Annotated in this window: 10 protein-coding genes; 9 read left to right on the top strand and 1 reads right to left on the bottom strand. The window is 44.8% G+C overall.

Going from position 1 to position 10,228, the window contains the following annotated elements; translation table 11 throughout:
• The 5 genes from D7V92_RS21260 to D7V92_RS21240 all read left to right on the top strand — a co-directional run.
• Positions 1-888: primase-helicase family protein (locus D7V92_RS21260; protein WP_121773736.1), on the top strand; the 888-nt coding region annotated here is incomplete at its 5' end.
• 249 nt (positions 889-1,137) lie between these two features.
• Positions 1,138-2,076 (top strand): toprim domain-containing protein, encoded by a 939-nt coding sequence (locus D7V92_RS21255; protein ID WP_121773735.1) that lies wholly within the window; start codon positions 1,138-1,140, stop codon positions 2,074-2,076.
• 174 nt (positions 2,077-2,250) lie between these two features.
• Positions 2,251-2,604 (top strand): MobC family plasmid mobilization relaxosome protein, encoded by a 354-nt coding sequence (locus D7V92_RS21250; protein ID WP_121773734.1) that lies wholly within the window; start codon positions 2,251-2,253, stop codon positions 2,602-2,604.
• A complete protein-coding gene (locus D7V92_RS21245; protein WP_121773733.1) occupies positions 2,601-3,542 on the top strand; it encodes a relaxase/mobilization nuclease domain-containing protein in 942 nt (313 codons plus the stop codon). Before D7V92_RS21250 ends, D7V92_RS21245 begins: the two co-directional genes overlap by 4 nt.
• 246 nt (positions 3,543-3,788) lie before the next feature.
• Complete coding sequence (locus tag D7V92_RS21240; RefSeq protein WP_121773732.1) at positions 3,789-4,358, top strand: Crp/Fnr family transcriptional regulator; 570 nt, start codon at positions 3,789-3,791, stop codon at positions 4,356-4,358.
• Between the two features lie 2 nt (positions 4,359-4,360).
• On the opposite strand, the gene D7V92_RS21235 is transcribed toward D7V92_RS21240, so the two are convergent.
• Positions 4,361-5,152 carry a Cof-type HAD-IIB family hydrolase gene (locus tag D7V92_RS21235; protein WP_121773731.1) on the bottom strand — a complete coding sequence of 264 codons (792 nt, stop codon included), beginning with the start codon at positions 5,150-5,152 and terminating at the stop codon, positions 4,361-4,363.
• Between the two features lie 101 nt (positions 5,153-5,253).
• Between D7V92_RS21235 and D7V92_RS21230 the strand changes: the two genes are divergently transcribed.
• From D7V92_RS21230 to D7V92_RS21215, 4 genes are all read left to right on the top strand, one after another.
• Positions 5,254-5,886 (top strand): NUDIX hydrolase, encoded by a 633-nt coding sequence (locus D7V92_RS21230; RefSeq protein WP_121773730.1) that lies wholly within the window; start codon positions 5,254-5,256, stop codon positions 5,884-5,886.
• A 7-nt stretch (positions 5,887-5,893) separates the two neighbouring features.
• Positions 5,894-6,493 (top strand): sugar O-acetyltransferase, encoded by a 600-nt coding sequence (locus tag D7V92_RS21225; protein ID WP_121773729.1) that lies wholly within the window; start codon positions 5,894-5,896, stop codon positions 6,491-6,493.
• A gap of 90 nt (positions 6,494-6,583) precedes the next feature.
• The gene (locus D7V92_RS21220; RefSeq protein WP_121773728.1) at positions 6,584-8,893 is read left to right on the top strand and encodes an ATP-binding protein; all 2,310 of its coding nucleotides are present in this window, start codon (positions 6,584-6,586) and stop codon (positions 8,891-8,893) included.
• The gene (locus D7V92_RS21215; RefSeq protein WP_121773727.1) at positions 8,886-10,208 is read left to right on the top strand and encodes a sigma-54 dependent transcriptional regulator; all 1,323 of its coding nucleotides are present in this window, start codon (positions 8,886-8,888) and stop codon (positions 10,206-10,208) included. Before D7V92_RS21220 ends, D7V92_RS21215 begins: the two co-directional genes overlap by 8 nt.
• Positions 10,209-10,228: the final 20 nt, after the last annotated feature.

The raw sequence follows: 10,228 nt of genomic DNA, 5'->3' as shown, positions 1-10,228 counted from the left end.
CAATACGAATTAGGTATGGACTACCTGCAACTGCTATACATGCAACCGATTCAGAAGTTGCCTATCCTGCTGTTGGTATCGGAAGAACGCAACACGGGTAAAAGCACGTTTCTGAACTTCATGAAAGCCCTGTTTCAGAACAATGTCACATTCAACACCAACGAGGACTTCCGCAGCCAGTTCAATTCCGACTGGGCAGGGAAACTCCTTATCGTGGTGGACGAAGTACTGCTGAGCCGCAGGGAGGACAGCGAGCGGTTGAAGAACCTCAGCACCACACTCTCCTACAAAGTGGAAGCCAAAGGGAAAGACCGTGACGAAATTGGCTTCTTCGCCAAGTTCGTGCTATGCTCTAACAACGAATATTTGCCAGTCATCATAGACGCAGGGGAAACACGCTATTGGGTACGCAAGATAAACCGCCTGCAGTCCGATGATACCGACTTCCTGCAAAAACTGAAAGCGGAGATACCTGCTTTCCTCTATCATTTGCAGCACAGGAAACTATCCACCGAAAAAGAGAGCCGTATGTGGTTTGCCCCGTCACTTCTGCACACAGAAGCCTTGCAGAAGATTATACGCAGCAACCGTAACCGGTTGGAGATTGAAATGTATGAACTGCTTCTCGATATTATGACAACGATGAATGTGGACAGTGTTTCATTCTGTCCGCATGATATACTCGTTCTATTGGCAAGTACATATGTCAAAGCGGAGAAACATCAAGTACGGAAGGTGTTGCAGGAGTGTTGGAAACTGACACCAGCCCACAATACCCTCACATATACCACCTACCAAGTGGACTACAACCGTGAATGCCGTTACTCCCCGCTTCGCAGGACAGGAAGGTATTACACCGTGGCAAAAGTTTTTTTAGAAACACTATGATTATTTTGATGAAATGATGAATAAGTATATAAAATATTGGAATACAGACTACTACGCTCTCATCAACCTTACATCAAAGACATTTTGCTGATGAAAAGAGAAAGAAACTACCGACATACTTTCTCTTTCGGTGAATGTTTTGATGAAGGCGTGATGAGAGGCTATCGTGTTGATATACAATAAGAATATAGCACCATTCATCAAATCATCGTTTTATCAGCCATCATCAAATCCATAGGAATATACATTATGAACATTCAAGAAGCAAAAACAATCAGGCTGGCGGACTATCTGCAAAGTTTGGGCTACTCGCCCGTGAAGCAGCAAGGAAACAACCTTTGGTACAAATCCCCATTCCGGCAGGAAACAGAAGCCTCGTTCAAGGTGAGCATGGAACACAATCTGTGGTTCGATTACGGATTGGGCAGAGGCGGCAACATCATCGCATTGGCGCAGGAACTTTACTGTTCGGACTATGTACCCTATCTGCTTGGTAAGATAGCGGAGCAAATGCCACACGTCCGACCTGTATCTTTCTCTTTTCACCGGCAGGCATCCGAACCGAGTTTCCAACATCTGGAAGTGAAAGAACTTTCCCATCCGGCATTGCTCCGCTACTTGCAGGAACGGGGTATAGATACCGCCTTGGCAAAGCCGGAATGTAAGGAACTGCACTTCTCCCATAACGGCAAGCCCTATTTCGCTATCGGTTTCCCGAACGTGGCGGGAGGATATGAAGTGCGCAACCGTTTCTTCAAGGGCTGCATCGCACCGAAGGACATCAGCCATATCCGGCAGGCGGGTGAGCCGAGAGAGAAATGCCTCGTGTTCGAGGGCATGACGGACTACCTTTCATTCCTCACCTTGCGGATGAAGAATTGTCCGACCATGCCCAACCTTGACAGGCAGGATTACGTCATTCTCAATTCGGTTGCCAATGTTTCCAAAGCCATTGACGTGCTGCACGGCTATGGGCATATCCACTGTCTGCTTGACAATGATGTGGCAGGACGGAAAGCATATTGGGAACTGGAAAAAGAGTTTGCCGGACGTATCCGCGACTTTTCCAACAACTACAACGGACACAAAGACCTGAACGATTACTTGTGTGGAAAACGTCAGGAATTAGCCGTTAATCCATCGCCAAGAACCATAGTAAAACCCAAGAAAAAAGGATTTGGATTATGACATCCCAGAAGAGAAAAACGGGAGCTGCCCGAAATTCATCCGATGGAATTGGGGAGGTAGCAAGTTTGTGTTTCGGGTGTACCGAAACCGCTTGCTATTCACTTTCCAAATCTCGGAAAGTGGCATCCCGTTGGTCTATACAGTATAAACAGTAACAGCATTGAAAACAGGAATATGGAACATAAGGGACGTAACAAGGGCGGTCGCCCGAAAAAGGAAACGGCAGAAAAACTGAGCTATCGCATCGGTGTGAAGATAGCGGCAGCCGACTACTTCCGTCTGCTGACACGGGCGTATGAGGCGGGCATATCGCCAAGCGAGTACATGAGGGAATGTTTCCGAAACGGATACGTGCAAGAGCGGTTGTCGAAAGAGCATTCCGATTATGTGCGCCAGCTTTGCGGCATGGCGAACAATCTCAACCAGCTTGCGCATAAGGCGAACGCCGGAGGATTTTCGGAAGTCCGTTGGGATTGCAAAGTGGCGGTAGCAAGGATTCATGAACTTCTGAACAAGATAGGGATATGATGGCGAAAATCGTAAAGGGAAGCGACTTCAAGGGTGTGGTGGATTACATCCTTGACAAAGGCAAGGGGACGCAGGTGGTGGCATACGACGGCTTGTTCATGGAAAACAAGGAAACCATCGCCAAGAGTTTCAATGCGCAGTCACGGATGAACAACAAGGTTACGAAACCTGTCGGACATATTGCATTGAGTTTCTCTAAAAAGGATGAGCCACGACTGCCCAATCGTGTAATGGCTGGTATCGCACTTGAATATATGGAGAAGATGGGCATACGGGACACGCAGTTCTTCATTGCCCGACATTTCGACAAGGAGCATCCGCATGTGCATATCGCCTTCAACCGCATCGACAACAACGGCAATACCATTTCGGACAGGCACGAGCGTTTACGCAGCACCCGTATCTGTAAGGAACTTACTTTGAAATACGGTTTGCACATGGCGAATGGAAAAGATGATGTCAAGCGCAACCGCCTGAAAGAACCGGATAAAACGAAGTACGAATTATACGACATTCTCAAAAAGGAAGTCGGCAGGTGCGGCAACTGGAACGTGTTTGTCGCCAACCTGCATCGTTTGGGCGTGGAGGTCAGTTTCAAGCACAAGGAGCAAACGGACGAGGTACAGGGAATTGTATTCACAAAGAACGGCTACCGTTTCAACGGCTCCAAAGTGGACAGACGGTTCAGCTATACCAAGATTGACGCAGCCTTGCAGCACAATAGATATAATGAACGTATGGGCATGACAGCCAAAGTACATGATGTTGCCACGCCAAACGCACCGTCCGGTTCAGCACGCAATGAGTTATTCAGTGGTTCGTTGGGATTACTGAATGGCAACGGCTTGTCTTACAACGCCGCTGATGCGGAAGCCAATCAGGAAATGGCAGAGATGCTTCGCAGGAAAAAGAAACGCAAACGGGGAATGAGGTTGTAACAGCCACAGATTTGCAATCTGACGAATGAACGAAGTTCGTCAGGCAATTTAATTGTCGACCATATCATCATCAGACGACCGGGTTTTCAGATCAAAGATGAAAACCGTCTGGAAGGATTGAAAATATAAAAAGATGCAACTGGGGCTTTAGACAGCCCCTTCATATAATTTATTATTTCACACTGTTTTGCCCATGTTTTCATTGATAAATTTGGTCTTATCAATAAAAACGTGTAAAATTGCAATATGGAAAATATAATCAATAAAATAAAAAGCTACTATCCTGTTTCAGATGAATCGATTCGTCTGATTACTTCTTGTTTTAAAAAACATCTTTTCCCTGCAAAAACAATTCTGATAAGAGCCGGCAAATTTGACCGGCATGTTTATTTTATAGAACGAGGTATTACACGTACGTATATTCTACATGAAGGAAAAGAAATTACTACTTGGTTTTCTTTGGAAGGGGACGCTGTATGTGGTTCTTGGGATTTATATAGAAATAAGTCAGGTTTTGAATATGTAGAAACATTGGAACCGACAGTAGTTTATTCTATTAGCATTGAAAGTCTAAATAATCTTTATATTCGGAACATTGATATCGCTAACTGGATGCGGGTATTACAGCAAGAAAATTTTCTATGGCTTCAAGATATGCACATAAATAGATTGATTCTTCCAGTCAAGGAACGTTATATAGAATTACTTCAGAGATTTCCATCCCTTTTTCAAAGGATAAATCTGGGCTATATAGCATCTTATTTAGGTACAACGCTTCCGACACTTAGTAAAATTCGTTCGGAAACAAAGTCATAATCCTATATTATCCCTAAATACTGTAAGGCATATTTTATGCCGTCATCATCAACAGTGCCGGTTATAAAATCCGCATGATCTTTAACATTATCACAAGCATTTCCCATAGCAACTCCAATTCCAGCCCTACGAAGCATGGGAATGTCATTACCTCCATCACCAAATGCGACCGTAAACGAGGGATTAAGACCATAAAAATTAGTCATTTCATACAAACCAGTCCCTTTATCAACCCCTGCGACATTTATATCTGCAAATACATCACACCATCTTGATGATGATAAGAGTGGTAATTGTGAGATTATTTCTATTTCAGTCTGGTTATCTGCAAACAGGCATAACTGTGAAGTTTCTCCCGGAATAAATATTTGTGTTAAATCCCGAATTTGCGGCAAAGGTTGAGCAATCATACGTGACATTTCTTCAACTCTTGCAGTTACTTGATTAACAAAAACTCCAGCATTCCCTTCTACTGATACTGCGACATTGTATCTCTTTGCAAGTTCCATGAAACGAATGAAGACTTCATGTGGAATAGCATGATGTGAAACAGTAGTGCCATCCCTAAGGACACAGCTTGTCCCATTTAAACCAATTATTCCATCATAAGGTAACATCGAAATCTCATTCAGATTCATTGCAGACCTTCCTGTTGCAATAATAATCTTAATTCCCTTCCGATGTAATTCCGCAAGGGAATCTTGTGTTGAGTTAGGCACAATATGCTTCTCAAAACTCAATAAAGTGCCGTCCACATCAAAAAAGGCGGCTTGTATATCTTGTTTTATTATCATAAATGCAAAATTACTTCAAACCATTGAATACGATTTTAAGATAGAACAAAAAACAGCCGGATTCCATTCGCTAATTTTACATTTTAATCAAAATTAGTAATATGACAAATCATAATCAGTATAAAGAAAAATGGCTTCATTGGGCTAAAGAGCTACAATTCTTATCTCAGTCTGCGTTGGCATATTGTAAAGACAGCTTTGATATTGAGCGATTTGAACGTATCAGAGACATATCCGCAGAAATCATAAGTTTATATAGTGGGCTACCGTTTCAGGAAGTAAAAGGGTTGTTCTGCAATGAAACAGGTTTTCAGACCCCGAAATTAGACACGCGTGCAGCAATCTTCAAAGAGGGTAAAATCCTGCTCGTTCACGAAAACAATGGTACATGGTCGCTTCCGGGAGGATGGGTCGATGTTTTAGAAACAGTTAGGTCAAATACAATAAAAGAGGTTAAAGAAGAAGCCGGACTTGACGTAGAAGCGCGGAGAATCATAGCTGTTCAAGACCGCAACAGGCATAATCTGCCGCTATATGCATATAACGTATGTAAGATATTCGTCCTTTGCGACATTATGGGCGGAATCTTCACTCAGAATAAAGAAACAACTGAAAGCAATTTTTTCAGTCTTGATGAACTTCCTGAACTCGCACAGGAAAAGGTTACAGAAGCGCAAATAAAACTTTGCTTCGATGCGTATGAAAATTCAGATTGGCAAGTAACATTTGATTAAAGACAGTATGGGAAAAACCGAATTGGAGAAATGTCTGTCAGGTGAATTATTCAACGGTAGTGATAAAACATTGTCAAATATGGCATTGCAAGCAAAAAGAACCATCAAGATACTGAATAATACTGATTATGGCGACTATCAAAAAAGGTATGGTTTGTTGACGCAATTGTTCGGACGTATCGGTGAGAATGTATGTGTGGATATTGATTTTCATTGTGAATATGGCAAACATATATTATGTGGAAATCGAGTAATAATCAACATGAACTGCACATTTGTTGATAATAATATAATAGAAATAGGTGATGATGTCCTTATTGCTTCAAATGTCCAGATATATACCGCAACCCATTCCACACGACTTAGGGAACGAATTGTAACAGACTGGAAGCCGGGTAAAGAAATATGCCATACTTTTGCAAAACCTGTAAAAATATGCAATGGAGCATGGCTTGGTGGAGGCGTAATCATACTACCGGATGTAACCATTGGTGAAAATAGCGTTATCGGGGCTGGAAGTGTAGTCACACGTTCAATCCCAGCAAATTGTGTGGCTGTCGGCAATCCTTGTAGGGTGATTAAAGAAATAGACAATAGCAATACTTAATGTTATGAATATTTCATGTCAGACAACGAGAAAATCCGGTTAAAACTTCATTAAAATAATCAATTATAATGATTGAAGTGCTGAAATACTATGCAGGAATTTCTTCGATTAGTAGGTTGTGGTTATACGCTAATTTTAATACTCATAAGTTGCATTATTGGCATTTGGCATAACGAATGGCAAGAAGTAGAGGCATTGGAATCCGACAACCGACAGATTGACGATTTCCGAAAAGACATAAACAACATCCACATTCAACTGATAGAGTTTTTCCTATTGGGTGAAACAATATTGGAATGGAATGATGAAGATTTGGAACATTACCATACTCAGCGTATGTCAATAGACAGTATGCTCTGCCGTTTCAAAGCTACCTATCCGGCAGAGCGTATCGACAGTGTACGCCATCTTCTCGAAGATAAGGAACGGCAAATGTGCCAAATCGTTCAGATACTTGAGCAGCAACAAGCCATCAACGATAAGATAACCAGTCAAGTACCTGTAATCGTGCAGAAGAGTGTGCAGGAACAGCCCAAGAAGTCCAAGCGCAAGGGTTTCTTGGGCATCTTTGGCAAAAAGGAAGAAACGAAACCAACTGCGACTACTACGATGCTCCGTTCCCTTAATCGGAATATGATAGCTGAACAACAGGCACAAAGCCGCCGTTTGTCGGAACACGCCGATAGTCTTGCTGCACGAAATGCGGAACTCAACAGACAACTGCAAGGACTGGTAGTTCAAATAGACGAGAAAGTTCAAGCAGACTTACAGAAACGGGAAGCGGAAATAGCCGCCATGCGTGAAAGTTCTTTTATTCAGATAGGTGGCTTGACAGGATTCGTTGTGTTGTTATTGATAATCTCTTACATAATTATCCACCGAAATATCACCCGTATCAAACGATACAAACGAGAAACTGCGGATTTAATAGAACAGTTGAAACAGTCTGTTGAACAGAACGAGGCACTGATAGCCTCCCGTAAGAAAGCCGTGCATACCATCACCCATGAGTTGCGCACACCTTTAACCGCAATAATCGGTTATACCGCGTTGATGGAAAAAGGAAATGATGAGGATAAAAAAGAGCGATATGTCCGTAATATCCGGCAATCTTCCGACCGTATGCGTGAAATGCTCAATACCCTGCTGAGTTTCTTCCGTCTGGATAACGGCAAGGATCAGCCGAACATTTCTCCTTGCCGGATTTCGGCAATTACGCACATTTTTGAAATGGAGTTTACGCCAATCGCTATGAACAAGGGGCTGGCTTTTACTGTGATGAACCGCACGGACGAAGTTATAGTGACCGATAAGGAACGTATCCTGCAAATCGGTAACAACCTGCTGTCAAACGCCATCAAGTTCACGGAGAACGGTGGAGTTTCCATGACAACGGAGTATGCCGACGGTGTGCTGACACTTGTGGTTGAAGATACCGGCACGGGTATGACCGAGGAGGAACAGCGATGCGTGTTCGATGCGTTTGAACGTCTGTCAAACGCCGCCACAAAGGACGGCTTCGGACTGGGACTGTCCATCGTGCAACGTATTGTGTCAATGTTTGGCGGCACAATACGGCTGGACAGCGAGAAAGGCAGGGGCAGCCGCTTCACGGTGGAGATACCCATGCAGACAGCCGGGGAACAGCCAGCACAATCCTGTCAAGGCTATGCCTGCCGCAATGAGGCATACCATGAGGTCATTGCCATCGACAATGACGAAGTGCTGCTCCTGATGCTAAAAGAAATGTATGCACAGGAAGGGATACACTGCGATACCTGCACCGATGCTGCGGTGCTGATGGAAATGATACGCCGGAAAGAATATGCCCTACTGCTTACCGATCTGAACATGCCGGAGATAAACGGCTTCGAGGTGCTGGAACTGCTGCGAACCTCCAATGTGGGCAATTCAAGGAACATCCCGGTAGTCGTAACAACCGCTTCGGGCAGTTGCAGCAAAGAGGAACTTATAGGATGTGGATTTGCCGATTGCCTGCTCAAACCGTTCTCCATATCGGAACTGATGGAGGTTTCCGACAAATGCGCCATGAAAATGGAGCAAATCGAAAAACCGGATTTCACCTCCCTATTATCCTACGGCAATGAATCTGTCATGCTGGATAAACTGATAACGGAAACCGAAAAGGAAATGCAGGCAATCAGGGATGCGGAACGGCGGAAAGACCTTCAAGAACTGGATGCCCTTACACACCACCTACGTAGTTCGTGGGAGATACTTCGCGCCGACCTGCCATTAAGGGAACTTTATAAACAGCTTCATGGAAGTGCCGCTCCCGACTATGAAGCATTGAACAAAGCCGTGACTGCCGTATTGGATAAGGGTTCGGAGATAATCCAACAGGCAAAAGAAGAAAGAAGAAAATACAACAATGGATAAAACAAAAATCATCGTGGTGGAAGATAATATCGTGTATTGCGAATTTGTCTGCAACCTGCTGGCACGTGAGAAATTCCGTACAGTGCAGGCTTTCCACCTCTTGACAGCGAAGAAACATCTGCAACAAGCCGCTGACGGTGACATAGTGGTTTCAGACCTTCGCTTACCTGACGGCAACGGTATCGACCTGCTGCGTTGGATGCGCAAGGAAGGCATGACGCAGCCGTTCATCATCATGACCGACTATGCCGAAGTACATACAGCGGTGGAAAGCATGAAGCTCGGCTCGCTGGACTACATACCCAAACAGCTGGTCGAGGACAGGCTCGTCCCCATGCTCCGCGCCATACTGAAAGAACGGAATATCGGGCGAAGCCGTATGCCCGTCTTTGCCCGTGACGGTTCCGCCTTTCAGAAAATCATGCACCGGATAAGGCTGGTAGCCCCTACCGATATGAGTGTGCTGATCTTCGGAGAGAACGGCACGGGCAAGGAGCATATCGCCCACCATCTGCATGACAAAAGCAAGCGTTCTGGCAAACCGTTTGTGCCTGTGGACTGCGGATCGTTAAACAAAGAGCTTGCTCCATCGGCATTTTTCGGACACGTCAAAGGCGCATTCACCGGTGCGGACAGTGCCAAGAAAGGATATTTCCATGAAGCGGAAGGCGGCACGCTGTTCTTGGACGAGGTGGGCAACCTTGCACCGGAAACACAGCAGATGCTACTTCGAGCCATACAGGAGAGGAGATACCGCCCGGTGGGTGACAGAACGGATAAGAGTTTCAACGTCCGTATTATCGCCGCCACCAACGAGAATCTGGAAAAGGCGGTCAATGAAAAGCGTTTCCGTCAGGACTTGTTGTACCGGCTACACGATTTCGAGATAACCGTTCCGCCGTTGCGTGACTGTCAGGAGGACATCATGCCATTGGCGGAGTTCTTCCGCGAGATTGCCAATAATGAATTGGAGTGCAAGGTTCGCGGTTTCAGTTCCGAAGCACGGAAAGCGTTACTGACCCATTCATGGCCGGGCAACGTGCGCGAGCTTCGGCAGAAAATCATGGGTGCGGTGTTGCAGGCTCAGACGGGACTTGTCACGAAAGAGCATCTGGAACTTGGGATAACCGAAATAACCTCTGTTACCGGCTTCTCCCTACGCAACGATGAGGAAGATAAAGAGCGGATTCTGCGTGCTTTGAAGCAGGCTGACGGGAACCGGAAGGTCGCCGCCGAACTGCTTGGAATAGGCAGAACAACACTCTATAACAAGCTGGAAGAATATGGATTGAAGTATAAATTTCAGCAATCATAGTCCATAATTCGCTGAATTTA

The sequence above is a fragment of the Parabacteroides sp. CH2-D42-20 genome (genome assembly GCF_003670185.1).
In the GTDB taxonomy this organism is placed as follows: domain Bacteria; phylum Bacteroidota; class Bacteroidia; order Bacteroidales; family Tannerellaceae; genus Parabacteroides; species Parabacteroides distasonis.
The sequence above is the reverse complement of the archived record's forward strand: the minus strand, read 5'-3'. Positions and strand labels throughout refer to the sequence as shown.